This window comes from Natrialba aegyptia DSM 13077 (assembly GCF_000337535.1).
Taxonomy (GTDB): domain Archaea; phylum Halobacteriota; class Halobacteria; order Halobacteriales; family Natrialbaceae; genus Natrialba; species Natrialba aegyptia.
The window spans coordinates 113,694-138,669 of record NZ_AOIP01000014.1; the positions used below are offsets into that span (position 1 = coordinate 113,694).

24 protein-coding genes are annotated in these 24,976 nt (G+C 65.1%); 8 read left to right on the forward strand and 16 right to left on the reverse strand.

Translation table 11 applies throughout. From position 1 onward, the window contains the following. Positions 1–203: 203 nt before the first annotated feature. Positions 204–1,334 carry an NAD-dependent epimerase/dehydratase family protein gene (locus tag C480_RS03420; RefSeq protein ID WP_006664226.1) on the reverse strand — a complete coding sequence of 377 codons (1,131 nt, stop codon included), beginning with the start codon at positions 1,332–1,334 and terminating at the stop codon, positions 204–206. A gap of 145 nt (positions 1,335–1,479) precedes the next feature. Here C480_RS03420 and allB point away from each other — a divergent pair, with 145 nt between their 5' ends. Continuing rightward, complete coding sequence (allB, locus tag C480_RS03425) at positions 1,480–2,856, forward strand: allantoinase AllB (protein ID WP_006664227.1); 1,377 nt, start codon at positions 1,480–1,482, stop codon at positions 2,854–2,856. Positions 2,857–2,962: 106 nt separating this feature from the next. Continuing rightward, positions 2,963–3,589: a DUF5804 family protein gene (locus C480_RS03430; RefSeq protein WP_006664228.1), complete on the forward strand. Its 627-nt coding sequence runs from the start codon at positions 2,963–2,965 to the stop codon at positions 3,587–3,589. A gap of 24 nt (positions 3,590–3,613) precedes the next feature. Here the strand turns inward: C480_RS03430 and C480_RS03435 are convergent, their stop codons facing one another. The 3 genes from C480_RS03435 to C480_RS03445 all read right to left on the reverse strand — a co-directional run bounded on the left by C480_RS03435 (position 3,614) and on the right by C480_RS03445 (position 6,549). Next, entirely contained in the window at positions 3,614–4,333 is a 720-nt protein-coding gene (locus C480_RS03435; protein ID WP_006664229.1) for a hypothetical protein, read from the reverse strand. A gap of 70 nt (positions 4,334–4,403) precedes the next feature. Then, a complete protein-coding gene (locus C480_RS03440; RefSeq protein WP_006664230.1) occupies positions 4,404–5,384 on the reverse strand; it encodes a PLP-dependent cysteine synthase family protein in 981 nt (326 codons plus the stop codon). 106 nt (positions 5,385–5,490) lie between these two features. Next, positions 5,491–6,549: a Leu/Phe/Val dehydrogenase gene (locus C480_RS03445; RefSeq protein WP_006664231.1), complete on the reverse strand. Its 1,059-nt coding sequence runs from the start codon at positions 6,547–6,549 to the stop codon at positions 5,491–5,493. 138 nt (positions 6,550–6,687) lie between these two features. On the opposite strand from C480_RS03445, the gene C480_RS03450 reads away from it, so the two are divergent. Both C480_RS03450 and C480_RS03455 read left to right on the forward strand, forming a co-directional pair. Next, positions 6,688–7,056, forward strand: coding sequence for a TlpA family protein disulfide reductase (locus C480_RS03450; RefSeq protein ID WP_006664232.1), 369 nt, complete (start codon positions 6,688–6,690; stop codon positions 7,054–7,056). Positions 7,057–7,233: 177 nt separating this feature from the next. Beyond that, positions 7,234–7,701 carry an SHOCT domain-containing protein gene (locus C480_RS03455; RefSeq protein WP_006664233.1) on the forward strand — a complete coding sequence of 156 codons (468 nt, stop codon included), beginning with the start codon at positions 7,234–7,236 and terminating at the stop codon, positions 7,699–7,701. Positions 7,702–7,767: 66 nt separating this feature from the next. Here C480_RS03455 and C480_RS03460 read toward each other — a convergent pair whose 3' ends face one another. From C480_RS03460 to thyA, 4 genes are all read right to left on the reverse strand, one after another. Beyond that, a complete protein-coding gene (locus tag C480_RS03460) occupies positions 7,768–9,921 on the reverse strand; it encodes a thioredoxin domain-containing protein (protein WP_006664234.1) in 2,154 nt (717 codons plus the stop codon). A gap of 123 nt (positions 9,922–10,044) precedes the next feature. Then, entirely contained in the window at positions 10,045–10,665 is a 621-nt protein-coding gene (locus C480_RS03465; RefSeq protein ID WP_006664235.1) for a hypothetical protein, read from the reverse strand. Between the two features lie 696 nt (positions 10,666–11,361). Then, complete coding sequence (locus C480_RS03475) at positions 11,362–11,895, reverse strand: dihydrofolate reductase (RefSeq protein WP_006664237.1); 534 nt, start codon at positions 11,893–11,895, stop codon at positions 11,362–11,364. Next, positions 11,892–12,908, reverse strand: a complete 1,017-nt coding sequence (gene thyA / locus C480_RS03480) for a thymidylate synthase (RefSeq protein WP_006664238.1) — start codon at positions 12,906–12,908, stop codon at positions 11,892–11,894. The genes C480_RS03475 and thyA overlap by 4 nt, the downstream gene beginning before the upstream one ends. A gap of 116 nt (positions 12,909–13,024) precedes the next feature. Here thyA and C480_RS03485 point away from each other — a divergent pair, with 116 nt between their 5' ends. Further along, a complete protein-coding gene (locus C480_RS03485; RefSeq protein ID WP_006664239.1) occupies positions 13,025–14,590 on the forward strand; it encodes a ribonuclease H-like domain-containing protein in 1,566 nt (521 codons plus the stop codon). Between the two features lie 2 nt (positions 14,591–14,592). Continuing rightward, a complete protein-coding gene (locus C480_RS03490) occupies positions 14,593–17,403 on the forward strand; it encodes a DEAD/DEAH box helicase (RefSeq protein WP_006664240.1) in 2,811 nt (936 codons plus the stop codon). An 18-nt stretch (positions 17,404–17,421) separates the two neighbouring features. On the opposite strand, the gene C480_RS03495 is transcribed toward C480_RS03490, so the two are convergent. From C480_RS03495 to C480_RS03510, 4 genes are all read right to left on the reverse strand, one after another. Then, on the reverse strand, positions 17,422–17,727 hold the full coding sequence (locus tag C480_RS03495) for a hypothetical protein (protein ID WP_006664241.1): 306 nt from the start codon (positions 17,725–17,727) through the stop codon (positions 17,422–17,424). A 49-nt stretch (positions 17,728–17,776) separates the two neighbouring features. Beyond that, positions 17,777–18,781: a CPBP family intramembrane glutamic endopeptidase gene (locus C480_RS03500; RefSeq protein WP_006664242.1), complete on the reverse strand. Its 1,005-nt coding sequence runs from the start codon at positions 18,779–18,781 to the stop codon at positions 17,777–17,779. A gap of 122 nt (positions 18,782–18,903) precedes the next feature. After that, a complete protein-coding gene (locus tag C480_RS03505) occupies positions 18,904–19,242 on the reverse strand; it encodes a DUF7521 family protein (protein ID WP_006664243.1) in 339 nt (112 codons plus the stop codon). Positions 19,243–19,244: 2 nt separating this feature from the next. Beyond that, positions 19,245–19,586 (reverse strand): winged helix-turn-helix domain-containing protein, encoded by a 342-nt coding sequence (locus tag C480_RS03510; RefSeq protein ID WP_006664244.1) that lies wholly within the window; start codon positions 19,584–19,586, stop codon positions 19,245–19,247. 352 nt (positions 19,587–19,938) lie between these two features. Here C480_RS03510 and purD point away from each other — a divergent pair, with 352 nt between their 5' ends. After that, positions 19,939–21,231, forward strand: coding sequence for a phosphoribosylamine--glycine ligase (purD, locus tag C480_RS03515; protein WP_006664245.1), 1,293 nt, complete (start codon positions 19,939–19,941; stop codon positions 21,229–21,231). Between the two features lie 13 nt (positions 21,232–21,244). On the opposite strand, the gene C480_RS03520 is transcribed toward purD, so the two are convergent. The 4 genes from C480_RS03520 to C480_RS23720 all read right to left on the reverse strand — a co-directional run bounded on the left by C480_RS03520 (position 21,245) and on the right by C480_RS23720 (position 23,918). Then, complete coding sequence (locus C480_RS03520) at positions 21,245–21,583, reverse strand: hypothetical protein (RefSeq protein WP_006664246.1); 339 nt, start codon at positions 21,581–21,583, stop codon at positions 21,245–21,247. 96 nt (positions 21,584–21,679) lie between these two features. Then, positions 21,680–22,972: an MgtC/SapB family protein gene (locus C480_RS03525; RefSeq protein WP_006664247.1), complete on the reverse strand. Its 1,293-nt coding sequence runs from the start codon at positions 22,970–22,972 to the stop codon at positions 21,680–21,682. Positions 22,973–23,056: 84 nt separating this feature from the next. Next, positions 23,057–23,332 (reverse strand): PadR family transcriptional regulator, encoded by a 276-nt coding sequence (locus C480_RS03530; RefSeq protein WP_006109721.1) that lies wholly within the window; start codon positions 23,330–23,332, stop codon positions 23,057–23,059. A 439-nt stretch (positions 23,333–23,771) separates the two neighbouring features. Then, a complete protein-coding gene (locus C480_RS23720) occupies positions 23,772–23,918 on the reverse strand; it encodes a hypothetical protein (protein WP_006109722.1) in 147 nt (48 codons plus the stop codon). A gap of 318 nt (positions 23,919–24,236) precedes the next feature. On the opposite strand from C480_RS23720, the gene C480_RS03535 reads away from it, so the two are divergent. Continuing rightward, complete coding sequence (locus C480_RS03535) at positions 24,237–24,971, forward strand: DUF7117 family protein (RefSeq protein ID WP_006664248.1); 735 nt, start codon at positions 24,237–24,239, stop codon at positions 24,969–24,971. Positions 24,972–24,976: the final 5 nt, after the last annotated feature.

A 24,976-nucleotide genomic window follows, 5' to 3' on the forward strand; every position in this document is an offset into this window, starting at 1 on the left:
CTCACCTACACGAACTGGACAGCACGATTAATCCGTCTATCAATACGCTTCTCGTCGCGTTAGCGCCGGTTCTTCCGGGAAATTATGCAGTACTTTCGTAACGAAGACGAGGCATTATCGGGGAGCAGTTGTCTGTTTGTCACTCCTCTCTCGGCTTCGTCTCGATCGCAATTGCACTCTCCTCCCGCTATCCCAGCGTCTAATTACTCCTGTGAATACTGCTCGTGCTGTGCCGCCATCGCCGCCCGCTGTGAACTCGTCGCGGACCGGTCGGTTTCCTGAACGAGGGACCGAATCCCCGACTCGAGACCCACCTGCGCCTCGAACTCGAGTTCACGGCGCGCCTTGGTGATATCTGCCCCGCTGTGTCTGATGTCGCCGGGCCGGGGCTCTCGATGGACGATCGGGGCAGTGGAGCCGACCGCGTCCCGAACGAGTTCAGCGAGCTCGCGGATCGACGTGCGTTCGCCGGTGCCGATGTTGTAGGCGGTGCCGACGGCGTCGGTCGTCGCCGCTTGCAGGTTTGCCCGGACGATGTCGGAAACGTGGACGAAGTCCCGCGTCTGTTCGCCGTCACCGTCGATGGTGATCGGATCGTCCGCCCGCGCCTGGTCGAGAAACGTGGAGATGACGCCGCTGTAGGGGCCTTGCTGGCGCGGGCCGTAGGCGTTGAAGTAGCGGAGCGCAACGGTGGGCAGGTCGTAGAGTTCGGCGTAGCGGCGGGTGTACTGGTCGAGGGCGAGTTTCTGGATTCCGTAGGGAGAGTTCGGGTCCGTCGAGGCGGTTTCGGAGATCGGGAGCTCATCGGGGTGGCCGTAGACCGCGGCGCTCGAGGCGACGACGACCCGTGCGTCTTCCTGGCGGGCTTGCTCCAAGACGAGGAGACTGGCGTCGAGATTCGTCTCGTTGCTCCGTCTTGGCGCGTCGACGCTTCGGGAGACGCTGACGAGAGCGGCCTGGTGGAAGATCAGATCGACGCCGCGAGCGGCTCGCTGGAGCGCCATGGGGTCGCCGATGTCGCCGTCGATTACGGTGACGTTGTCGTGGATAGTCGTCGAGTCCGTCGAACCCATGGAATCCGTCGAATCCGTCGTTCCAGTCGATGTTGCTGATGATTCTGATTCTGAGGCCGATGTCGATGTTGATGTTGGTGTCGATGCCGGTACTGAGACCGCCGTCGACACGGGCGGAAGATACTCCCGAGAGCCGGTCGAGAAGTTATCGAGCACGCGAACCTCGTTGTGCGGAGCCAACGCGCCGACGAGATGGCTCCCGATGAACCCCGCACCACCGGTTACGAGGACTGTGCTGTCGCGGATCTCTGGCGAGGTCATTACTCCTGCGAGGACGGCCGCTCGGTTTAGTATAGCACTCGTACCGCCGCCGTACACGGAGCCTACACCGTACGCGAGGACGAGTCGAACTCGAGTAGGAGAGACAGAAGCTATATGCGCCCGCCTCGGCAACGCTACGGCACCCATGAGCGTCGACCTCGTCGTGCGAAACTGCACCGTCGTCACGCCCGCCGGGCGGTCGCCGAACTCGGGGGTCGCCGTCGAGGACGGAACCATCGTCGCCGTCGGCCGGAGTGACCGCCTCCCTGACGCCGACCGCGTCGTCGACGGCAAGGGCAACGTCCTCGTCCCCGGTATCGTCGACTGTCACATCCACAACCGCGAGCCAGGTCTCGAGTACAAGGAAGACTGGGAGTCCGCGACGCGCGCGGCCGCCGCGGGCGGCGTCACGACCGTCGTCGGAATGCCGAATACCGATCCCGTGATCGACCGCCCCGAGCACCTCGAGCTGAAGTTCGAGCGCGGCGAAGCCTCAGCGCACGTCGATTTCCAGAGTTACGTCGTCGTCACCTCGGAAAACCTCGACCGGATTCCGGCGCTCGACGAGGCCGGCGCGCTCGGCTACAAGATTTTCCTCGGCTCCACCGTCGGCGACGTGCCGCCGCCGAACGACGGCGAGATTCTGGAGGCGATGAAGCGCATCCGCGAGACCGGCAAACGACTCGGCTTCCACGAGGAAAACGGCGAGATCATCGATCACTACACGGCGCAGTTCAAGGCGGACGGCAAGACCGACCCGATCGACCACTCTCACTCTCGGCCCGTCATCGCCGAGCAAGAGGCGGTCGAGCGGATGATCACCTTCGCCGAGGAGACCGGCGCGAAGGTCCACATGTTTCACGTCTCCTCGGGGTCGGCCGCCGAAGCCGTCGCTCGCGGGAAGGACCGCGGCGTCGACGTGACGGCGGAGACGACGCCGCACTACCTCTGGTTCACCGAGGACGTCATGCGCGACGTCGGGAATCCCGCGCGCATCCAGCCGCCGATTCGGGACGCCGACGAGCGCGACCGACTCTGGGCGGTCGGCATGGACGAGGGCGCAATCGACTGTATCGCGACGGACCACGCCCCGCACACCCCCGAAGAGAAGAAAGTCGACGATCCGTTCGGCAACACCTGGGACGCAATCTCCGGCTTCGTCGGCCTCGAAACCGAGGTTCCCGCGCTGCTCACCTTCGTCGATCAGGGACGGCTCACGCTCGAGGAGTGGGTCCGCCGACACGCGGCGCGTCCGGCGCAAGTCTGGGGGATGTACCCACAGAAGGGATCGCTCCAAGTCGGGACGGACGCGGACTTCACGATCGTCGACCCCGACCGCGAGTGGACGCTCGACGACCGCGACGAACTCCACTCGAAAAACTGCGTCACGCCCTTCGTCGGCGAGACGTTCACCGGCGACGCGGTCGCGACGGTCGTCCGCGGCGAGTTCGTCTACGACAATCAGGAAGTCGTCGGCGAACCCGGATACGGGATGCGAGTCGACGTGAACGACGGCGACTAGTGCGGACGCTGTTTCCGTTACGCGAAGCCATCGCTCGAAGACAGCACATGCCGCCCGTATCGCAAAGCCGAAACCGACATTACCGAACCGACCACACTGTCTGACAGTGACCCGTGTCTGTCTCATCGGGACCGACGACTGTACCCTCCAGTACGAACTCCTCTCCCGCGAGACCGCTCGCGAGGCCCTGACGACCTACGATCTCCGACGCCCCTTCGAAAACACGATCGCACTACGAACCGTCAGCGTCGGCGCCGCCGTCTCCCTGCTCAACGATTTGGACTGGTATCTCACTCGCTTCGTCGACGCGGCGCTCGTCCAGGACCCCAGCGTGAGCGAAGACGAATGGCTCTCGCGTGAACTCGCGACGGAACTGCGAAACGGAGCGATCGAACCGGACGAAACCGCCGAGTTCTGTAAGATCTACGGCGTCGAACGGGTCGAACCGGCAGATGCGCCGGCGTCAGAGCCAGCGCAAGCGGACGAGTCGGCGGCGGAGATGGCTGAAACCACTGGGGTACCTGCCACAAGCGAAATCACCGAGACCACCGAGACCACCGAAACAGCCGGAGCAACCGACGAAACGACACCGCCCAACCGCCAATCGCAAACGCGGCGGCTCGTCGAACCGCTCTACGTCCGTCGAACGGACGGCAGCCTACCCGACTACGATCTCCGAGATGTCGACTCGACGCTCGTCGTTCGACTCACCGAAGCGGAGCACTCGCCCTGAACTCGGATGACCCGCCCGAACGCGTCACTTCTCTGTCTCTTCTTCCGAATCAGTATCTGACCCGGTGACGGACGTGGATGAACTCGCACTACCGCTCCCCGAAGCCATACTCTGGCTGTGTTCGTCTCCGTGTCGATCGACGACCGTCACCGAGAGTTCCGTCGTCGGTTCGTCAGGGAAGGTGGCGCGAACGAGCGCGCCGACGGTTACCTCCTGCTGGGCGCAGGCCTTTTCCGGCGACCGCTGATCGGTAACCGTTGCTTCGACCGTTAATACGCCGTCCGAGAGTTCGACCGAGTCGATAGCCATCTCGGTGCAGGGGTTCGGAGCGCCGGCCTCGATCGAAACGAGTCTCGAGTTCTCGAACTCGGTATCGTCGACGAATCGGGTCGTATCCTCGCCGACATCGCGGTCGGCGAGCCAGTCGTCAGCGTCGTCGCGCGAGTGTATGTACTCGATCGTGGGATCATCGGAGCGTGTCGGCTGTTGGTACTGGTGGGTTTTCGTGGACAGTTCGTCGTCGTTCTCGGTCTCGTCGCCGTCGCCGGTATCGTCTCCGTTCTCGTCGCTCTCGTTCCCGTTTGCCGACTCGTTCCCGTTTTCGTTCCCGTTCCCGTCGGAGTTGGACCCGGCACCGGGATCCGGATCGTCGTCATCGTCGCTGTTGTTCGCGACGCAACCGGCTGTGAGTGCAAGCAGTCCTGCGGTGCTACCGAGGAGCGTCCGTCTGGAGGGTGGTGACATTGCTATGCCGTCCTACATCGGGCCGGATAAAGACGATTACCCTAGGTGAAAGAGCGATTTTGGCTACGCGTTACCCGAACAGTCCGGTCGACAGATACCGCTCGCCGCTGTCCCAGAAGACCGTCACGACGAGCGGACAGTCCGCGACGTCCGTGCCGCCGTCGGGTTCCGGCGTCGCCGGCTGCTGGCGATCGAAGGCATCCGGGATTTCCGGACACCCACCGGCAGGGTCGGCGATTTCGGTGGCGATTCTGTTCGCGACTAGACTCGTCGCGCCGCTCGACTGCCCGACGAGAATGCCCTCTTCGCGGGCGAGGCGGCGACACTCGTCCTCGGCGTCTTCCAGTCTGACCGTCTCGACGCGGTCGACCAGGTCCAGATCGAGGTTGTCGCTGACGAATCCCGGCCCCATGCCCTGGAACTCGTCCTCGCCGGACTCGCCGGTCGAGAGGACGGCGTTTCGTTCCGGCTCGACGGCGATGATATCCATCTCGGGGAACGCTTCGCGGAGCCGGCGACCGGTTCCCGAAAGCGTGCCGCCGGTGCCGACGCCGGCGACGAACGCGTCGATTTCGCGATCGCCGACCTGTTCTAGAATCTCGACTCCGGTCGTCTGGTAGTGGGCCTTCGGGTTGGCCGGGTTCTCGAACTGACCGAGCTGAACCGCGCCCTGCGCCGCGAGTTCATCCGCGCGTTCGCGGGCGTCTTCCATCTCGCCGTCGACGAGTTCGAGTTCGGCGCCGTAGGCGGCCATGACGCGGCGGCGCTCCTCGGATTTCGAGGCGGGCATGACGATTGTGAGGTCGTAGCCGCGGGCGGCGGCGACGAGCGCGAGACCGATGCCGGTGTTCCCGCTCGTCGGTTCGACGAGCCAGTCGCCGGGTTCGATCGCGCCTTCGCGTTCGGCCGTGCGGATCATCTCGCGGGCCGGGCGGTCCTTGGCCGAGCCTCCCGGATTAAAGGATTCGACTTTTGCGGCGACGGTTGCCCCATCCGGTGAGTCGACCTGGACGAGCGGCGAGCCGACGGTGTCCAGGATGCTTCCCTTCATTAGACCAGGGTATGGAGTCGAGACGTAAACCCGTGCTGGACACAGGCAGGACGTGCCGGTGGTGTCACGGCCAGTGATAGAATCGCCGCCTCTGGCCTGCGGGGCGTCAGTTCGACGGCAGCGCCGGCGTCACCGTCTCGGACGCGTCGATGCGCTCTCGGGCGTAGGCGTCTGCCGCATCGAGGACCGTGCAGTCGTCGGTTTCGGCGCGGTCGATCATCTCGCCGAGTCGGTCACCGATCGCTTCGGCCTCCGCGTAGGCCTCGTCGTAGGTGCCGCCGAGGTGTTCCTTGCCGACGGTGATCAGCCCGCCCGCGTTGATCACGTAATCGGGCGCGTAGAGGATATCCCGCTCGGCGAGTTCGTCGGCGTGACGCCGCTCCGCAAGGACGTTGTTCGCGGAGCCGGCGACGATGTCGCACTCGAGTTGGTCGATCGTCTCGTCGTTGACGATACCGCCGATCGCGCAGGGAGCGAAGACATCACACGGCTGCTCGTAGATGTCGTCCGGTGCGACGACATCAACGTCGTGGGCCGCGGTGAACTCGTCGATAGCGTCCCGGTTCACGTCGGAAATCGTTACGGACGCGCCGTGTTCGAGGAGTTCTTCGGCGAGTAGATAGCCGACCTTGCCAAGCCCCTGGACGACGACGTCGAGGTCGCCCGCCGAGTCGGTGCCGTAGACGTGCTCGGCGCAGGCGCGGATGCCGTGGAAGACGCCGTGGGCCGTGACTTCGGAGGGGTTGCCGAGCCCGTCGCTGCCGCCGACGACGTGGTCGGTTTCGCGGGCGACGATGTCCATTTCTTCGGCTCCGGAGTTGATGTCGACCGAGGTGATATACCGACCGCCGAGACAGTCGACGGCGCGGCCGTAGGCCTCGAGCGCGTCTTCGGTTTTGACCTCGGCCGGATCGCCGACGATGACCGCTTTCCCCCCGCCAAGCGGCAGATCGGTGGCGGCAGCTTTGTAGGTCATCGCCTCGGAGAGACGAAGCACGTCCGTCAGTGCGGCGTCTTCGGACTCGTAATCACGGATGCGCGTCCCGCCGAGGCTCGGGCCGAGACTGGTGTCGTGAATCGCGACGATGGCCTGCAATCCCGTCTCCGGATCGGAAAAATACGATACTTGCTCGTGGCCCGGCTCGGCGATCGAATCGAATACCATGCTGATAACGCTTGTGTTTGGTGTAAAAATACCACCGACTCGGCGCGGGTCGCATCTATCGCGTGTCAGGTCCGCTCCGCAACTGCAATGCCTGTCGGAAACACGGGCGTTAAGCATCCCGGTTCCCAATCCGTGCGTATGAGTCTCGAAACCATGCAGCCGAACCCCGCGTGGGACGCCGCCTCTTACGAGGACGCGGTCGATACCTTGGGAGCACACGACGACCTGGTATACACGGTCTGGGGCGGAGACTGGTGTAAGGATTGCCGTCGACTCCTGCCGGACTTCGGGGCCGCCCTCGACGCGGCGGATGTCCCCGAAGACCGAATCGACGAGATCGCCGTCGACGAGGACAAGCAGGGCCCCGGCGTCGACGAGTACGGCATCGATTTCATTCCGACGATCGTCGTCGAAACGGAGGACGGCGACGAAGTGACCCGCTTCGTCGAGGAAGAAGACGTGCCGCCGGCGATCTGGCTGGCCGAGCGGATCGACGACGAGCGATAGACGATAGAGGATAGAGTCGGTAGACGCGCCGGAAGGTGCTGGCGGGACACGAGCGAGAAACGGCCCCATCCGACGCTCCGACGGTGCGAGCGAAACGGAGTCCGCTGGAGTTCTTTGCGTCGCCGTCCTGGGTGAGAGTTCAGGAGTGTATATGTGTCTAGCGGACGAGGGGACAGTATGGAGAGCCGGCTTCAGCGATTCGTGGCGGAGGAGCTCTGGCTCCTGGTCTCGATCGTGACGCTCGCGCTCATCAGTCTCGCGGGGGTGGCCGGATTCGAACTGCTCTCCGGTGCGATCGCCATCGTCGGCTGGTTTCTGCTCACGCCGATACTGCTGTTCTGGGGCGACGAGATCGCAGCGGCCCTCGGTAGCGAGCGCGAGACGCAAGCGCCGACGCGCGAGCACGATGCACTCGACGAACTCAAACACCGGTATGCAAGCGGCGAACTCAGCGAGGACGAGTTCGAACATCGGCTCAGTCGGCTGCTGGAGGCAGACGACGCGTTCGAGCGCAGCGGATCGAACGGCAGTAGCGAGAGGGAACCGAGAGCGGCCGAGACCGGGAACTCGACCGGACAGGACGCGACAGTGGATCTCGCCGGGACGGACGGGGACGATGACAAGGAGCGAGAAGTCGACCGATAGCGACGGGTTCGGGACCGAACATCGAACCCTCGACGACACCGACCGCCGACTCGTGTCGAGTCGACGCTAGAACGGACTTTCGGTCTCCGCCCCGCCGTCCTCGAGCCACTCGAGTGCCTCCTCAACATCGTGCGTCGGCGGCGAGCACGTCCGGTCGCGGCAGACGTACAGCGTCGGCTCGCCGTCTCTGGCTTCCCGTCCGGCCCAAATCGCCGGCTCGTCCGCGAGTTCGAGTTCGTCGAGCCACGGCTCGAGTTCGTCGTCGGTCGCCGGCCGCCGCGCGAACAGGCGGTCGGGAAGATAGCGCGAGGCGAACGGCTCGACGAACTCCGCGGGGAGGTCGTCCGCGGCGATCGTCACCTCGAGTGCGCCCGATTCGAGGCGGTCGGCGGCGAGACAGAGCGTCGCGTGTTCGAGCGAGTTCGTCTCCAGGCGGTTGGCGTGCGTTTCGAGCACCGTCGTGGCTATCCGTTCGAACTCGCCGCTCTCGCCGGCGAAGCCGTCGAGTTCGAGTAGCGTCTCGACCGCGACGCCCGCGGCAGAGGGCGTCGACTGGTCGCCCAATTCCTGCGGGCGGGTGACGAGGGATTCGCCGCTTTCGGGCGTGAAGTACAGCGTCCCCTGCGCTTCGTCCCAGAACTCGGCTTCGATGACGCGCGCGAGTTCGAGTGCGAACGCGAGGTGGTCGACCTCGCCGGTCGCCTCGTAGCAGCCGAGCGCGCCCCGGGCGAGGAAGGCGTAGTCCTCGAGGTAGCCGTCGATGGCGACGTCGTGGTCCTTGTACCGCCGCGAGAGGCGCTGCTCGTCGGCGTCCCAGAGCCGGTCGCGGACGAACGCGAGCGCGTCGGTGGCCATCTCGGCGTAGTCGTCCTCGCCCAGCACGAGCGCGGCTTCGGCGCAGGTCGCGATCATCAGGCCGTTCCAGCCCGCGAGCACCTTCTCGTCGCGGTTCGGTCGCGGACGCCGCTCGCGGGCCTCGAACAGGTCCCGGCGGGCGGACTCGAGCCGCTCTCGGGTCTCATCTGCGGGCAGTTCGGATCGATTCGTCAGATCGTCGATCGATGCGACGCGATTCGGCTGGTTCTTCCCCTCGAAATTGCCCGATTCTGTAATGTCGTATCGGGAGCAGAACAGTTCGGCGTCGGTCTCGTCCGCAAGGACATCGCGAACGTCGTCCGGCGTCCAGACGTAAAACGCCCCCTCCTCACGCTCGCCGGTTTCGGGATCTTCGCTCTGGGCGTCGAGCGTGCTGAAAAAGCCGCCCGCCTCGTGAGTCAGTTCGCGCTCGACGAAGTCCAGGGTCTCCGCGACTACCTCGGCGTAGCGCTCGTCGCCGGTCTGCTGGTAGCCGAGCAGGAACGCCCGCGGAATCTCGGCGTTATCGTACAGCATCTTCTCGAAGTGAGGGACCGTCCAGTCCCGATCGACGCAGTAGCGGTGGAATCCGCCGCCGACGTGATCGTAGAGCCCACCCGCCGCCATCGCGTCGAGCGTCTCGACGAGGACATCGCTGAACTCGTCTCGCCCCGTTCGGTCCGCGGCGCGGGCGAGGACGCGGAGCCGCGAGGGCTGGGGGAACTTCGGCCCGTCGGAACCGAAGCCGCCGAACTCGCGGTCCGCGCTCCGAAGGGAGGCGTTTGCGGCCGCTTCGAGCACGTCGCTCGACGGCGGCTGCGACGCGCCGACGGCATCCGGCGTCTCCTCAAGTCGGTCCGTTGCGGCTGCGGTCCACTGATCGGCGCGGTTCTCGATTTCTTCGCGGTCGCTCTCCCACGAGTTCGTCACGTTTTCGAGGATATCGAGAAAGCCGGGCTGCCCTCGCTTTGCCTCTCTCGGGAAGTAGGTGCCGACGTAGAAGGGCTTGCCATCGGGGGTGAGCCACGCCGAGAGGGGCCAGCCGCCGCGACCGGTGACGAGCTGGCAGACGGTCATGTAGATGCTGTCGATATCGGGGCGCTCCTCGCGGTCGACCTTGATCGGAACGAAGTGCTCGTTGAGTTGCGCCGCGACGGTCTCGTCGGCGAAGCTCTCGTCCGCCATGACGTGACACCAGTGACACGCCGAGTAGCCGATCGAGAGGAAGATCGGCACGTCGTGCTCGCGAGCCGTCTCGAGGGCCCGTTCGTCCCAGGGTTGCCAGTTGACGGGGTTGTCCGCGTGCTGGCGCAGATAGGGACTCTCCTCGTCCGCAAGCCGGTTTCGCTGCGTCGGGTGAGCCATAGATTCGCCTACGACTGGCAGTCCTAAAAGCCCGCCGTACCGTGGGTATGCGGGTTCTAGATCGTTACGGTCGGGTCCGCGATAGCCACTGGAAAAAACAGAGTCGGATGTGTGGTGTTGGCGTTAGTTGCCGCCACCGCCGCCACCGCCATCGCCGCCGTTGCCGCCGCCGTCACCGGTTTCGTTACCGTTACCGGCCCCGCCGTTACCGGCTCCGCCGTTTCCGTCGTCGCCGGCTCCGGGATCGTCGCCACCGTTTCCGTCGTCGCCACCGTTTCCGTCATCGCCGCCGTTTCCGCCGGCGGATGCGCCGAGACTCGCCTCGACCAGGTTCAACTCACCGCTACGGAACGAGCCGTCCTCGCCCATCGTCTCGCTGTCGCCGGCGCTGAGGTCGGCGTCCTCAGTCAGGAGGTAGCCAAGCGACGGGGCAGAACCGCCCATGTCGGTGTTGATGAGATAGAGGTCCCAGTCGTCCGGCGTGTCGAACTCGTCCGTCAGCTCGGCGGTTTCGAACACGTCGTCTTTCGTCCCCTGGTCCAGTTGCGAGGCGACTTCGAACTCGACGCCTGGGTGGTAATCGTCACCGAACACGACGACCATGTCTCCGTCTCCGCCATCGTCCTGTGCCGCAGCAGTTCCCGTCGCACCTGCACCGAGGGCAACCGCAGTCGTCGCGAGCGCGCCCTTTTTCATGAACGATCGTCTCGAATCGTCGAATAGTCCGTTATCATCGTCTGTCATATCTCTCACCTGAATCCCCGTGTCTGGGGCAAACGGTTCTTGAACCAATTTTCGCATAAGTGAACGACATTGTTTCACCGTCTAAGATAGACTGTATCTGGGAAACAGACGGTTTGATGCCCCCATACGGCCGTATTTCGGCGGAACTCGGAAACCGAAGAGAGAGCTATCAACAATGATTTTTTATCGATCCACCAGGGTACTCGGCCGGCCGAGTTTGGATCCGTTAAAACGTATCAGATACCGATAAGACGTTCAATCGAACCTGCCCTCGGAGATCGCCCGCCCCGACGCTCGAGTTCGGTGCTGTAGCCGATTCACCCGGTTTCCAACGGAAATACGGATAGGACGGCGGATCCATTATACAGTAAAACAAACGATTTCCCGGGGCTGTGCCGTCGAAAAGCGATACGAGAAACCGGATCTATCTCGTGACTGTCCACACGAGCAAGATCTCAGTCGTCGACCACCGCGACTGCGACCGACGAGTCGAGTTCCGACCGGACGCGAGCGACACAGCGCTTGTGGCGCTAGTCGGTCGTGGCGCCCCCGTCGCCGCGCGACCTAATTTCTACGACCACCGTTCCAAAACGGCGTATTGTGTCGGCGAAAGCGAGGCGTGAAACGGGATGCAACTGACGGCGCGAGCACCTGCGACGCCGCGTTTTCGCCGGTCGCGTTTTCACCGGCAACCTCTCACTCCCGACGAACGTATTCGACGAAGGTGAACTCGTCGTGTTCGTCGCGGCTCACCGTCTGAAATGACTCGCGATTCCAGTCCGGGAGACGCGCGTCGCCGTCCGGTTCGGCGTGGACCTCCGTGACGATCAGCCGGTCGAGTTCGGGCAGGAACTGTTCGTACACCGTCGCCCCACCGGCGACGAACAGGCGATCGGTGCCGCCGTGGCGCTCGTCCGCAGCGGTTTCGGCCGCCGCGATCGCTTCCTCGATCCCGTGTGCAACGACCGCGTTCGCGGGCGTTTCGAGGTCGCGACTCGTCAGGACGATCGTCGTCCGCCCGGGCAACGGTTCGCCGAGCGTGTCGACGATGCCCTCGTACGTTACCCGCCCCATGATGACGGGATGGTCCATCGTGGCTTCCTTGAAGTGCTGGAGGTCTTCGGGAATGTGCCAGGGCATGTCGCCGTCCTTCCCGATAACGCCGTTGTCGGCGACGGCGACGATGCCCACGAGTTCGCGATCGGTTTCGAGCGCGGGGTCGGCGGTCATTCGGCGACGGCGAACTCGAGTCCGTCGTGGGACTCGTAGTCTCGAAGGGAGATGTTGTCGGCGGACAGGTCGTCGATCGACGCGGCGTCGAGTTCGAGCGTCGGCCGGTCGAGCGGCTCGCGCGACAGTTGTTCGAGCAGGCCCGGGACGTGGTCCAGCCGCTCGTCGCCCTCGTCCTCGGCGGGGGCTTCGGACGCGAGCCACTCGCGGATCCCGCGGTAGTCCGCGCGCTCTTGGGCGTCGGCGAGTCGGGACTGGAGGGCGTCGAGATTGTCGGCGTACCACTCGCCGCGCGCGCCGCGGCCGCAGTAGACGTGGGCGTCGACGACGGTGTGGGCGAAGGTGCCGGGTTCGAAGCCGGTCTGCTGGGCGACGACTTTCGTCAGGAGCGCGTAGGCTGCGATGTTGAACGGAATCCCGAGCGCGATGTCGCCCGAGCGCTGGGTGAGGTGGCAGTTCAGCCGGTCGCCCTGGACGTTGAAGACGAACGAGTAGTGACACGGCGGCAGCGTCGAGACGGCCGCGTTCGCGGGGTGCCAGGCGTTGACCACGAGCCGGCGCGAGTTCGGCGAGTCAGAGAGCGTATCGATGACGTACTGCAGTTGATCGAAGGTGCGGCGGCCGTCGGCCTCTTCGGTGACCCAGCGGTGGCTCTCGTCGGGCCAGGACTCGCCGGGGAGCCGCGCGGGGTCGTCCGGAACCGGGTAGCGACGCCAGAAGCGACCGTAGGCGGTGTCGAGTTTGCCCTCGTCGTCGGCCCACGCGTCCCAGATTTTGGTCTCCTCGCGGAGGTTCTCGATGTGCTCCTCGCCGGAGAGGTACCAGCAGACCTCGTGGAGCATCGAGTTCCAGCGGTAGCCGTCCATCTGCTTGGTCGTCAGGAGGGGATAGCCCTCCCGAAGGTCGACCTCGTAGTGCTCGCTGAACGAGGAAATCGTGTCGACGCCGGTGCGATTGGGCTTGTATGCCCCCTCGCTGAGTGCCGCGTCGACGAGGTCCAGGTACTGTTGCATTGTCGCGGTATTCGCAGCGGTGACGTAAAATGGGTTTGCGTTTCCGGCGGGCGATCCACTTTCACCCCGGTGTCCAAACCGTCTTTATCCCCGCGCGCCTGCCACCGACTACGACTATGGCAGGTCGCACCGGCGCTCGAGTTCTCGCACTCCCGCCAGAAACGGTGCTCAAGCACCCGGTCGCGACCCTCCGAGATATCGACGCGACGCTCGATCCCGACGCGGTCTGGGTGCTCGGTCGCTCCCGCGAACCGACGGCCGCCGCCCGCGTCCGACACACGGTCGACGCGCCCGTGATCCACCCGCCGCTCGAAACGGGCGACGATCCGCTTTCCAGACGGTCGATCGGCGACGAACTCGCGTTCGCGGTCGCCCGGAGTGCGAGCGCGCTCCGCGCTGGCGACGGGATTCGCAGCGCTTCAGACCGGAACGAAGACGAGCGCGAGGTCGACGCCCTCATCTGCGACGACATCGCGACGACGACCCGTCCCACCGCGCTCGAGACGTCCCTCGATCACGCGGCCGAACTCGCGGCGGCGCTGCCCACCGGACGGACGACGACCGTCCTATCGGGCGGGCTACCGGCCGGCTACGACGAGCGCTGGCACGTAAACGCCGAGACGGGAACGGTTCGAACCGTCGAACACGACCCGCTGCTCTCCCCGGACTCCGTGGCCAACGACTGCGTCGCCGTTCGCGTCCGGGGTGCCGGCCCCGTCGACGGCTACGGCGGCCCGAACGCAGTCGTCGAACTCGAGTTCGCGGCCGACGGTCTCGTCTCGAGCACCGCGCACGCGGCGAGCGACTTCGGACTGGAAGCCATCAGCGGAATCGGCCCGAAAACGGCCGGCCGGCTCGCGGAGTGCGGCGTGACGACCCGATCGGAGTTGCTCGAAACGCCGGTCGCCGCGCTCGCGGACATCGAGGGCATCGGGCCCAAGGGCGCGCGGAGGATGCACCGATACGCGACGGTGCTCGAAACGGGCGAGCCGCGGCGGGTCGGCGACGCGTCGTTGCCCGGCGAGCACTGGTCGACGCCGCCGCTTTGTCTCGACATCGAAACCGACGGCCTCTCGCCGACGATCATCTGGCAGATCGGGGTCTACGACCCGTCCACGGACACCTACCGAGCGTTCGTCGAACGCGACGACCCGGCCGACCGGGCGTCGGTTCTCCGGGCGTTCTGCGACTGGCTGCTCGGCGTTCACCCGAACAGGGCGCTGCTCACCTGGAACGGCTGGGGGTTCGACTACCGCCACCTCGGGGCGTTCGTCGCCCGCCACTGCCCCGCCTACGCCGCGGAATGGGAGTCGATCCCCAAGTTCGACCTCTATCTCTGGGCCGACGGCGACGACAACGCACTCCTCCCCGGCCGGACGAACGAACTCGACGTCGTCGCCGCCGAACTCGGCTACGACGGCGCGGCGACGGGGCTCGACGGCGCACGGACTGCAGCAGCATATCAGCGATTTATGCGAACGGGCGACGAATCTGAACTCGACTGGGACCGCCACGAGGCCTACTGCGAGGACGATTGCCGGGCGCTGTGGCACGTCTACGAACGGCTTCGGGATGCGCCGCAGGTCTCGGTCTCAGCAGGGTCGTCCGCGAGCGGGACCGCCTCGAGTTCATCGACCGCGGAGCAGGCGAGCGGCGAGCAGACCGGATTGGGTGACTTCTGAGTATGGGGATCGATACCGACAGCGACACTGATGTAGAGGGGGACAAAGACAAAGACGGAGACGGAGACGGCGACGGAAGCACGGACACCGACGCCGATGTCGATACCGACCGAAGCAGCGGCCGAACCGACGACCGACAGAACGTTCCGATCACCGGCGACGAACTGCTCGAGACGTTTCCCCGCGCTCGTTCCCGCGAGTCCGACGACGTTTCTATCCTCGAACTCCCGGGCCGCGACGCATCGGCAGTCCCGAACGCCGAGGTGCTCCGCCCCGAACTCGCCGACCCGCTCGATGACGACCTCTACACTCACCAGGCCGCGGCGCTCAGGGCTCTGGGTCGCGGCGAGAACGTCTGCGTCGCGACGAGCACCGCCTCCGGAAAGACGCGCATCTACGCGCTCCAGATCGCGCGCCACTACCTGGACGCACGCGCCCGCGGCGACGGCACGGACGCGACCGCCTACGTCTGCTACCCCACGAAAGCCCTCTCGCGCGACCAGGAGCGCGAACTGAACGACTTCTACGATACCCTCGGGCTCGACATCTCCGTGCGCGTCTACGACGGCGACACCGAACGCGGGGACACCCGCCGCCACATCCGCGAGGAAGCCGACGTGATCATCACCAACTTCGCCGGCGTGAACACCTACCTGCACGACCACGACCGGTGGGCCCGCTTTCTCTCCGCGTGTGAACTCGTCGTCGTCGACGAATCCCACACCTACACCGGCGTCCACGGCATGCACGTCGCCTGGATCGTCCGCCGGTTGAAGCGCGTCCTCGAGTACTACGACGCCGACCCGCAGTTCGTGCTCACGAGCGCGACGATCGGCAATCCCGGCGCGCACTCGAGTTCGCTCGTCGGCGAGCCGGTGACCGTGGTGGACGAAGACGGCTCGCCGACGGGGCCGCGGGAGCTGGTGCTCTGGAATCCGCCGCCGCAGGCGCGCGAGGAGAGTGATGAGGAGCACGCCAGCGGCAGTTCGGGTGACGAGACTCCTGCCGATGGCGGCGAGGACGCCATCACCGACCGCGTTCCCGCAACCGTCGAGGCCCCGAAACTCCTCTCGCATCTGGCCTACCACGACGCCCAGACGCTCCTGTTTACCCCCTCGCGAAAGCTCGCCGAACTCTCGGTCAAGCGCGCGTCGAAACACCGCCGCGACCGGAGCCGGTACTACGCGAACCCCGACCGCGGAAGCGCCATCGAACCCTACCACGCCGGCCACTCGCGGCGAAACCGCCACGGAACCGAACACCGACTCAAGACCGGCCTGCTCGACGGCGTCGCCTCGACGAACGCGCTCGAACTGGGGATCAACGTCGGCGAGATGGACGCCACCGTCCAGCTGGGCTATCCCGGCCAGCGCCAGTCGTTCTGGCAACAGCTCGGCCGCGCCGGCCGCGGAACGAAACGCGCCCTCTCCGTGCTCGTCGCCGGCCACCGGACGTTAGACCAGTACGTCGTGAACAACCCCGACTACCTGCTCGAAACCGACGTGGAAGACGCCGTCGTCGACACCGAGAACGACGCCGTCTTCGCCCGACATCTGCTGTGTGCGGCGGACGAACTCGCGCTCGACGAGTCAGACGGCAGTGCCGCGGGATTCGCCGATCGCGACCGGCTCGAGCGCGCCGTCGAGATGTGGCGACGCGCAGGACGGCTGGCGGGATACCTCGAAACCGGCGTCTCGTACACCGGCCCGCCCAGGCCGCAGGGATCGATCTCGCTGTACGCCACCACTGGCGAGGAGTACGCCGTTGAACTCGCCGAGGGCGTCGACGAGCGCCACGATCCCGAGATGGAACCGCTCGCGGAAGAACGCGTCCTGCGGGACTTCCACGAGGGCGCGGTCAGACTGCACGAAGGCAAACAGTACGAAGTGTGTGCGGTCGACCACACGACGCCGCGACCGTCGGTGACGCTCCGGCCCACCGACGTGGATTACTACACGCGGACGCGCACGGACGTGACTGTCCTCGACGCCGTCTCGGAGGAGTCCCGCGACATCGGCTCCGTTAGGCTGCACTTCGGACGCGGGCGAGTACTCGTCTACCACGGTACCTACGACAAGGTCGCCGTCCACGGCGGGCAGAAAAAAGAACGGATGATTCCAACCGAGAACCCGCCGCTCTCGATGGAGACACAACTCTGCTGGCTCGAGGTCCCCGACCGCGTCGAAACGGCGCTGGTCGAGAAGTACCGCGAGTTCTCGGTTCCGGAGCTGGACGGCGGACTCGCGGAAACCGCTCACCTCGGCTACGCCGGCGGCCTCCACGCCGCCGAGCACGCCACGATCGGCGTCGCGCCGCTCGAACTGATGGTCGACAAGCGCGATCTGGGCGGCCTCGCGACGCTGTCGATCGATTCGCACCTCGCCACCGCGACGGAAAACGGCGAGACCGACGCCCGAGAGAACGCCAATGCCACTCCACAGAACATCGCCGCCGCCGAAGCAACCGTGAGGGAGATCGCAAGTGAACTCGAGCACGAACCCGCCAGCGGCTGGTTTATCTACGACGGCATCGACGGCGGCCTCGGCTTCTCGCGGGCGATTTACGAGAATTTCGAGGCCGTCGCAGCGCGGGCGCGCGACCTCATCGCCGACTGCGACTGCGGGCACATCGACGGCTGTCCTGCCTGCGTGATGGACGACCAATGCGGCAATAACAATCGACCGCTGCACCGCGACGCGGCCGTCGACGTGCTGGACCAGGTGCTCGGGAACGCGGACGTGGACGACCTCGAACCCTACCTGCCCGACGACGAGTTCGGCGGCGATCGGCGACCGCCGCTGTTCTACGCCTGACGGGTTCGGTCGGCCGCGTTACGACGAGGACGCCTCGTCCCGCAGTTTCCACACCTCGAACAGTCCGCGAGCGCACAGGCCGAGAAATCCGACCAGCAGCACCGCCGCGAGACTCGCACCGAGGAAACGGGGGACAGCAACAAGCGTTCCCTCACGAAGTCCGGTCACCAGTCGAAGCCCCGCCCAACAGCAAAACGCCGGGACGAAGTATCGGCGGCTTCGGTTGGTCTCGGCGATCTTCGGGAGGGTCACGAGCGCGAGCAAGCCGAACAGCGGGATGGCGAGATTGAAGACGTTCGACGTCCCGCCGAACCACTCGAGCATCGCCCAAACTGGTTTAGGAAGTGTCATAACTGTTCCGCACTCTCGAGGGTCACCGCTCCGAATCGCTCTCAGCGGAGAGGACCCGGTCGGCGATCGAGAGGTCGCCGTAGGTCGCGTACACCCAGAGGCAAAGCAGCGCGACGCCGAAGAGTAGCCTGACGAACCAGAACTCGACGCCGACAAGGAGCGACGGGTCGCTGGTCTGCTCGGCGACGACCAGCGACGGCAGCGTCAGTTCGGGATCGGTCGAGACGGGTTGCTGGTGAACGCTGAGGATGGCGACGCCGCCGAAGTGGACGCCGATCGGCAGCGCCAACTGGCCCGTGAGGACGTAGGCCGCCGCGAACAGAACGCCACCGATGGCGCTCGTGACGATGGCTGCGAGGCCGCCGCTAAGCAGGTGAAGCACGCCGAATACGGGAAGACTGACGGCGATCGCACCGACGACGGCCGCCGTCGGACCCACCGATCTGGATCGGAGCCCTTCGGCCGCGGTCCCGATCAGAACGGCGCGGAACACGATTTCCTCGAATGTATTGTTCGCGAGGAGGAAGACCACCAGCACCAGAAGGATGAGTCCGCCCAGCAGCGGGGAGTCGACGCCGACGCCGGTCACCGCCGTATCGAGCGTGGCGTACCCCCGAGCAACCTGATAGGCGACCGCTCCCGCACTGGCGACGACGCCGACGAGGACGCCCGCAGTGAAGTCCGCGACCCACCGGCGGGACGCGTCGAACCCGTAGCTCGAGAGGGGCCGTCGATCGAGCCGCGACGCGACGAGCAGTCCGGCGACGCCCGCGAGAGCGACCGCTGCCGCCAGCGCGAGGAGCAACGCTGCGGTCGCGATCACCTGCGAGGTTTCGTCCGCGAGCGGCTCGAGGGCCCCGGCTGCGTAGCGGGTGAGGAACTGCTGACCGACGACGTAGATTGCGACGGCGACGGCGAGCGGGACGAGCACCCGCCAAGTCGCGCGCAGCCGGTTTCGACTCGAGTCGTACAGGAGCCGCTTTCTGGCGGATCGATTCGGCGTTCCGTCGACCGCTGATTCGGTCATGGATCCGACTACCGGATCGGATTCCAAATACCGACCATCGCGGCTTCAAAAGCAGAAGCCGCGTTCGCCGAGAGCGTCCGACGCCGTGCGCGTGAGATCAGTTCGACGATTGACCGCGTCGGTCAGTAGTCGCGACGGCCGCGACCGTCGTCGGCCCGCGAGCGATCGGGATCCATCGTGATCGCGCGGAGGATACAGAGGAACGCGAAGACGTTCGTCACCTGGTAGACGGTCACCGTCTCGAACTGCGAAATCGCGACGAAACGCGTGACGACCGCCATCGCCATCTCGGGGACGATGATCGCGGCGAAGCCGATCGCGAGGAACAGCATGGGACGGCTCCGGTTCCGTCGGTATCCCTGAAACGCGAAGTAGACGATCGCGAGACCGAGGACACTTAGGACGAGAAACAGGCTTCCCTGAACGATCGCTTCCATCGGCAGGTCGGTGGTCGGAATCATGATTACATTTCCTCGATTAGTCGGGTGAATCGGTCGGCGGGCGTGTCCGCGCGCTCGATATCTAGCTCGAACCCCTCTTCAGTGAGCTCGACCGTCAGGCGACGGACGTTCGTCCGGTACACCTTGTAATGGTTCCCGTCGCTCTCGGGAACCGTCGACGCCGCGACGAGGTCGTGCTCGCGAAGCGTCTCGAGGCGCCGGTAGATCGTCACCGTCGAGACGTCGCACCGCTCGGAGAGCGTGCTCGCCGACAGCGCTTCCGTGCGAGCGTGAACGAGGATGGACCGGGCGACGTCGTCCTCCAGAACGCCCCCTATCGTTTCGACGTCGCAGTCCTCGTCCATGCGTGGCACTCCGCTTCGGACGCCGTAATGTAACCCCCGCAACTTCAGGATCTGAAGCCGCGAACACGGCGGCTCGAGGACCGGACCCGCGGCGGACGAAACGTGCCGAGTCCGAAATCGCCACTGCGTCCCCCGCTCCAAGACCGGCTATCGCGGCTCGCCTAGAGAGCGCGGTGGAGGGACGGGAGTCCGAATCGCGTTGCGAGATCATGAGGCGACGTTCCGTCGATCACGTGATGATATTCTCGGTCGACTAGAAGTCACGCCTCGCCGCTCGTAGTGACCACAATTGTGCATACTTTCGTTCGCGGAAAGAGCAACGCTTACAGGTTCGTGCGTTCCGATACCGACCATGACAGAGACCGTACTCCTGATCGGCGGCGGCGGTCGCGAACACGCCATCGCCCGCGCGCTCGCGGACAGTGAGATTGACCTCTACGCCTGCGCCGGCAACCGCAACCCCGGCATCGCCGACATCGCGACCGAGTTCGAGACGCTCGAGACGACGAACCCCAGAGCCGTCGTCGAGTTCGCCGAGTCGGTCGGCGCGACGCTCGCCGTCGTCGGCCCCGAAGCACCGCTGCAGGCCGGCGTCGCGGACGAGCTCGAGGCCGCCGGTATCTACGCGTTCGGTCCGAAGGAAGACGAGGCGCGAATCGAGACGGACAAAGCCTTCCAGCGGCGGTTTATGGCCGAGCACGACATTCCGGGCTGTCCGGATTTCGAGACGTTCGACGACACGGACGCAGCCTGTGACTTCATCGACGAGTACGACGGCGATCTGGCGATCAAGCCCGCGGGTCTCACCGGCGGCAAGGGCGTCAAAGTCATCGGCGATCAGGTCACCGCCGAGGAGGGCAAGGAGTACATCCGCGAGTCGGACTACGACCGGATCGTCTTGGAGGAGCGCCTCGTTGGCGAAGAGTTCACGATTCAGGCGTTCGTCGCCAACGGCGACGTGCGAACGGCACCCGCCGTACAGGACCATAAGCGCGCCTACGAGGGCGACGAGGGGCCGAACACGGGCGGCATGGGAAGCTACTCCGACGCGACGGCCGCGCTGCCCTTTATGACCGAGGGGGACTACGACGCGGCCGTTTCGATCATCGAGGCGACCGTCGACGCGCTCGAGGACTACCGCGGAATCCTCTACGGGCAGTTCATGCTGACTTCGGAGGGCCCGAAAGTCATCGAGTTCAACGCGCGCTTTGGCGACCCCGAAGCGATGAACACGCTGCCGGTGCTCGAGACCGACTTCCTCGACGTGCTGACGGCTGCGCGAGACGGGGAGTCGCTCCCCGAACTCGAGTTCGCCGATCAGGCGACGGTCTGCAAGTACGCCGTTCCCGCGGGGTATCCGACGGATCCCGACGCGGGCGCGAAGGTACAGGTTGACGAGGAGAGCGCCGGCGGTGCGCTGCTGTACTACGCCAGCGTGGACGACCGCGACGACGGCATCTACACGACCACCTCGCGCTCGTTCGCGCTCGTGGGCGTCGCCGACTCGATCTCGGCCGCCGAAGAACTCGCCGAAGACGCCCTCGGCGTCGCCGGCGAGGAGGGACTACACATCCGCCACGACATCGGCACCGCTGAACTCGTCCAGCAGCGGATCGATCACGTCGACGAACTCCGCGGCGAGTAAGCGTCACAACCGATTACTGATCGGCCGACTCTTCGTCGCCGCTGAACTCGATCGGCTGGGAGTCGCTCTCGTCCCCTGTAAACGCCTCGTTGATCCCCTCCGGATCGATCGCGTCGCCGAGCGTCGTCGGATCGGCGACCGCGCCGACGCCCTCGTTCTCGACCGCGGTCTGGATGGTCTCGACGTCGACGGCGTTCGGCACGCGCTCCGAATCGGCGGCCCGATCGAGTGCGCGGCGCAGGAGGACGTAGCCGACGAGTGTGAGCGCGCCGAGTGCGAGCGCTCCCGGGACGCCGTAGCGCCGGTAGCCGATCGTCATCGCTTTCTTCCCGACGGTGAGTAGCCCGATCATAGCCATGGTACCTGTTGTAGCCGCGGCAGGTGGATGAACCTGCGCCCTTCGTGTGGAGGCCGAGCGGCACAGAGCGAACGCGGATCCGACCACCGATCAGAGGACGACGACGGCCGTCGCCACCGCCCCGCCGACCAGCAGCAACCCGCTGTACAGGGCGACTTGATTGCGAAAGCTCGTATTTGGCGAGGTGGCTGCGAGCATCGCCTTGACGACGATACTCGACACTGTCGCGAGCAGGATGGCGATCGTCGCCTCCGGCGGACCGAGTTGGCCGCCGCGATAGAGGACGACCGCGGACGTGGTCGCGCCGGCGCTCGAGACGAATCCGCTCGCGACGGCCGTCGCGTAGAACCCGAGCGTTCCGAACCAGGTCTCCGCGAGCGACCCGAACACGAGCACGACGAGGAAGACGGCCCCGAACGCGAGCGCGTTCTTCAGCGAGAACGGACTTTCGAGATCCATCGCACTCGACTCGCGCCAGTCCGCGGTGAGCGCCGCGATGACGAACGCGACGAGGATAACGGCCCCGAGCGGCACGATCGCTTCGACGAGCACGTCCGTCTCCGTTCCCATCGTAAAGCCGACTGCAATCGCCAGGTTTCGGGTCGCCATCGCGGCGTTTGCGAGCAAGATTGCGGCGACGGCATACGACGCCGCATCGGGACGCTGCCTGACGTGATCGAGCATCGTCCCGACGACCGCCGTCGAGGACGCGAGCCCCCCGAAGAAGCCGGTCACGGCGATGCCGCGCCCGCCGTAGGTCGAGACGATCGCGTAGTTGACGATCCCGATCCCGGCGACGGCCACGACCATGAGCCAGATAACCTGCGGTTCGAGCGGGATCGTCAACCCGCCGAGTTCGAGTTCCGTCTCCGCCGGCAAGAGCGGGTAGATGACGAACGCCAGAATCGCAAACTCCGTCGTCGAGCGCATCTCCTCTCTGGTGAGTCCCCAGGCGAACTCGTGGAGTTCGCGCTTTAAGACGAGCAACAGCGACGAGAGGACGGCCACGGTGACGCCCTCGATGATGAACCCCGCGGCGACGAGCGAGCCGACGCCGTAGGCGACGAGCATCGAGACGGAGGTCGTCAGCGAAAGGCCGGCATCCTCCTCGCCGAGGAGTCCCTGAACCGCGAGTAACACGCCCTGGACGATCACGAGCAGGCCGCCGAGGAACAACAGACTCTCGCCGATGTTCGTTTCGAGCACGAGGATCGTAAAGACGGAGGCAAGCAGACTAACGAGGGAGAACGTGCGAATCCCAGCCGACTTCTGTGACCACTCCCGTTCGAGTCCAAGAAACATTCCGAGCGCACCCGCGAGCGCGATGCGAATGACCGTCTCGTCGAGTGGCGCATCGGCGAGTTGCAACACGACCTCGTTCACTTACTGCTGTTCTTCGCGGTCCTACATAAGCCCCCTGTCGGACTCGACAGCGATTCGGACCCACCGACCGGACCGACTCGAGACCTATAGATCGACGTACTGTGCTTCCCACTCCCGCCGAGCTTCGAGTTCGCGTCGGCCGCGCCGGGTGAGCGTATAGAAGTTCGTCCGCCGGTCACGGTGGCCCTTCTCGACGAGTCCCTTGTCGACCAGCGTGTCGAGATTGGGATAGAGACGACCGTGATGGATCTCCTTCTCGTAGTACTGCTCGAGTTCCTCCTTGATCGCCAGTCCGTGGGGCTCTTCCTCGCCAGCAATGACGTACAGCAGATCACGCTGGAATCCTGTCAGGTCGTACATTGGGAAAGTACCATCTGCACTTACTGTCGAATTTTAATAAGGCTATCGGGTTGTTTCGATAGAAATAGGCCTATTACCTGGATAGCAGGTTGTTTCGCCGAATTTCGAATACTAACACCCATGACGCATTTTAGATGGAAACACACATAATGAGCGGTTCATGTTTAGTGTCCGTCTCATTTCGGCACGTATCTTACCGGCCGAACGAGTTCGCTCGTCGGTACCGAGATGGGCGAGACGGATAGTACAGCCGCTCACGAGTATAGTAAACAGGAAAGCAAATCGCGTGGCGGGAAAAACGCCACGCGATCGCTTGCCGCCCTGAATTGGTCCCCGCTGACGCTTCGGCCCTCCAAGCGAAGCGTCACCTGAAAGATTCCGCTGGTCCTACTTAAACCTACCGACATAGTGTCGATTTATGATGTATTCACGCCGGATATCACATATGCTCTTCCTCTAACACCCACCCGATGGCCCGTTTGTAGTAGGTGAACATCTGCTCGACGCCGTCGTGATTCATCTCCTCGCTTTCGAGGTGTTCAGTCAGGAACTCGTACTGCTCGCGGATTTCGTCTTCGTCGCGCATAGTCCCGTGTTTTCCCGAGAGACACAAAAGACCGCCGGGAGTCGTGTCCCGTGTTGCCAATAGGTCATTGTCCAGCGGCTGTCGCTCGCTCGCCGTTGTTTCACGTGGTAGTCGGGCGTTTTCGTCCCCGATACGGACCGCTGTCAGTCAGTTCCGGCGCACCCGCAGGACGGGTCACGAGTGCGCTGGGAAAGCCACAGCAGACCGTCTGACTCGACGGCACCGATGGCCGATCACCGGCCAATCAGTTGTTACGAGCAGCGTCCACGACCGGGGGAGTCCGTGAGGACTTTTTGTCCACTCACCGTACGACCGCGCATGAAAATACGGGGCGAGCGCGAGTGCACCGAGTGTGGAACTCGGTGGTCGTACTACGAAACCGGAAGCATCGACTGTCCCGCCTGCGGCAGCCTCCACAGCGTCGGCATCGACGACCGATCCGAACACACCGACCAACCGGTCTCGTTCGATCTCACGTCGATCCGGAACGCGATCGATGACGTCCCGACCGACGAACTCGCCGACCGCACCCGCGATCACTGTCGCGAGTTCGTCCGCCAGCGCGGGTTCATCAGCGGTGGTTCGCTCCGCGATCTTACCGACACCTATCTCGTTGCCGCCGAACTGCACCACGTCGCCGATATCATCGCCCGCGAATCGTCGGTCGCCCTCGACGAGCGCGAGGAACTGTACTTTCTCTCCTTGCTGCGCGACGCCGATACGGGGACGCGCCCGCCCGCCGACGAGGTTCCGCCGCCGCTTCGAGCGGCGCGCGGCCTCGCATACGCGAACGCAATTAGCGCGTACCGCCGCGACCTCCGAACCTGGCTCGACGAGCGCGACCACGATCTGACGAGTCCCGAACGCGCCGCCCTCGAAACGCTCGGCGAGCACGTCACCCGCGTGCGAATGCTCGACGGCGATATCGAACCGGAGGTCGCCGACCGCCTCGTCGAGGTAACGCGCGACCTCGCGGACGGCCTGCGGGGGCGAGGAGCCGGCAACGAAGACGCCGTCTCGCGCGCCCGAGATCAGTTAGCTGAACTCGAATAACGGCA

What these genes read in the sequence shown, in the direction of transcription:
- C480_RS03450 (WP_006664232.1), top strand. Translation starts at nt 6,688, where the DNA reads ATGAGTCTCGAAACCATGCAGCCGAACCCCGCGTGGGACGCCGCCTCT.
- purD (WP_006664245.1), top strand. Translation starts at nt 19,939, where the DNA reads ATGACAGAGACCGTACTCCTGATCGGCGGCGGCGGTCGCGAACACGCC.
- C480_RS03465 (WP_006664235.1), bottom strand. Translation starts at nt 10,665, where the DNA reads ATGACAGACGATGATAACGGACTATTCGACGATTCGAGACGATCGTTC.
- C480_RS03500 (WP_006664242.1), bottom strand. Translation starts at nt 18,781, where the DNA reads ATGACCGAATCAGCGGTCGACGGAACGCCGAATCGATCCGCCAGAAAG.
- C480_RS03530 (WP_006109721.1), bottom strand. Translation starts at nt 23,332, where the DNA reads ATGTACGACCTGACAGGATTCCAGCGTGATCTGCTGTACGTCATTGCT.
- C480_RS03420 (WP_006664226.1), bottom strand. Translation starts at nt 1,334, where the DNA reads ATGACCTCGCCAGAGATCCGCGACAGCACAGTCCTCGTAACCGGTGGT.
- C480_RS03485 (WP_006664239.1), top strand. Translation starts at nt 13,025, where the DNA reads ATGGCAGGTCGCACCGGCGCTCGAGTTCTCGCACTCCCGCCAGAAACG.
- C480_RS03520 (WP_006664246.1), bottom strand. Translation starts at nt 21,583, where the DNA reads ATGATCGGGCTACTCACCGTCGGGAAGAAAGCGATGACGATCGGCTAC.
- C480_RS03535 (WP_006664248.1), top strand. Translation starts at nt 24,237, where the DNA reads ATGAAAATACGGGGCGAGCGCGAGTGCACCGAGTGTGGAACTCGGTGG.
- C480_RS03460 (WP_006664234.1), bottom strand. Translation starts at nt 9,921, where the DNA reads ATGGCTCACCCGACGCAGCGAAACCGGCTTGCGGACGAGGAGAGTCCC.
- C480_RS03475 (WP_006664237.1), bottom strand. Translation starts at nt 11,895, where the DNA reads ATGACCGCCGACCCCGCGCTCGAAACCGATCGCGAACTCGTGGGCATC.
- C480_RS03495 (WP_006664241.1), bottom strand. Translation starts at nt 17,727, where the DNA reads ATGCTCGAGTGGTTCGGCGGGACGTCGAACGTCTTCAATCTCGCCATC.
- allB (WP_006664227.1), top strand. Translation starts at nt 1,480, where the DNA reads ATGAGCGTCGACCTCGTCGTGCGAAACTGCACCGTCGTCACGCCCGCC.
- thyA (WP_006664238.1), bottom strand. Translation starts at nt 12,908, where the DNA reads ATGCAACAGTACCTGGACCTCGTCGACGCGGCACTCAGCGAGGGGGCA.
- C480_RS03455 (WP_006664233.1), top strand. Translation starts at nt 7,234, where the DNA reads ATGGAGAGCCGGCTTCAGCGATTCGTGGCGGAGGAGCTCTGGCTCCTG.
- C480_RS03505 (WP_006664243.1), bottom strand. Translation starts at nt 19,242, where the DNA reads ATGATTCCGACCACCGACCTGCCGATGGAAGCGATCGTTCAGGGAAGC.
- C480_RS03435 (WP_006664229.1), bottom strand. Translation starts at nt 4,333, where the DNA reads ATGTCACCACCCTCCAGACGGACGCTCCTCGGTAGCACCGCAGGACTG.
- C480_RS03445 (WP_006664231.1), bottom strand. Translation starts at nt 6,549, where the DNA reads ATGGTATTCGATTCGATCGCCGAGCCGGGCCACGAGCAAGTATCGTAT.
- C480_RS03440 (WP_006664230.1), bottom strand. Translation starts at nt 5,384, where the DNA reads ATGAAGGGAAGCATCCTGGACACCGTCGGCTCGCCGCTCGTCCAGGTC.
- C480_RS03490 (WP_006664240.1), top strand. Translation starts at nt 14,593, where the DNA reads ATGGGGATCGATACCGACAGCGACACTGATGTAGAGGGGGACAAAGAC.
- C480_RS03510 (WP_006664244.1), bottom strand. Translation starts at nt 19,586, where the DNA reads ATGGACGAGGACTGCGACGTCGAAACGATAGGGGGCGTTCTGGAGGAC.
- C480_RS23720 (WP_006109722.1), bottom strand. Translation starts at nt 23,918, where the DNA reads ATGCGCGACGAAGACGAAATCCGCGAGCAGTACGAGTTCCTGACTGAA.